Here is a 794-nt window from a genome sequence, read left to right as displayed (position 1 = left end):
AGCAGGATCGCCAGCAAAAATCCGATATGCGCCCCCAAATGATGGAAGCCACGCCCGGCATTCGATGCGGCATCCTTTCCCGGCGTTGGCGTCTCGGAAGGATTGGTGTGTGGGGCCGTCTTGTCAGTCATCTGGATGATCCATGTTGTGTCGCGATGGTGGCGCGGACAGAAATTTAGGTGAGCATAAATTCAAAAATCGGGCTTTCAGACCGCAACAACACCCCACAATACCCGGAGCGCAACCAGCACAAACAGAACGGCAATGATACGCTCAATCCAGGCAGCGTGATCGCGCAACCACGGCAACACCGCCCCGTGCGACAATCCGACGGCGACAAGGCAATACCACGCCCCGTCGATTACGGCGGCGGTAAACGCCAGAAGGAACTTGCCGCCCCATTCAAACTCGGGCGAAACAAACTGGCTGAAAAGGGCCAGAAAAAACAGGGCGATCTTGGGATTGAGAAACGCAATCATGAACCCGTCGCGGGCGGCCTGCAGGATCGACCCTGATACCTTGCCAGCACTATCCACATCAAACTTCGCACCCGCCTTGGCACCGCGCCACGCCTTGATTGCAAGCCAGATCAGATAAAGCGCACCAAGGATACTGACCGCATTGTGAAAGACCGGCACCGTCTGAAACAAGATGCCAAGTCCGGTCATGGTGATCACGGCATAAAAGCCGATACCCAGTGCATGCGCCAAGGCGCAGGCAAATCCGGCCTGGCGGGAATGACCAACAGAATAGCGCAATACAACGGCCAGACTTGGACCCGGTGTCATTGCGCC

1 protein-coding gene is annotated in these 794 nt (G+C 56.7%); it reads right to left on the bottom strand.

Translation table 11 applies throughout. The features are described from left to right. Positions 1-206 precede the first annotated feature (206 nt). Positions 207-794, bottom strand: a 588-nt coding sequence (locus B3Z49_RS13735; RefSeq protein ID WP_296991872.1) for a LysE family translocator, incomplete at its 5' end; no start/stop codon positions are given.

Origin of the sequence: Thalassospira sp. UBA1131, from assembly GCF_002311515.1 — a bacterium.
GTDB lineage: Bacteria > Pseudomonadota > Alphaproteobacteria > Rhodospirillales > Thalassospiraceae > Thalassospira.
This window is presented reverse-complemented; position numbering and strand designations above follow the sequence as displayed.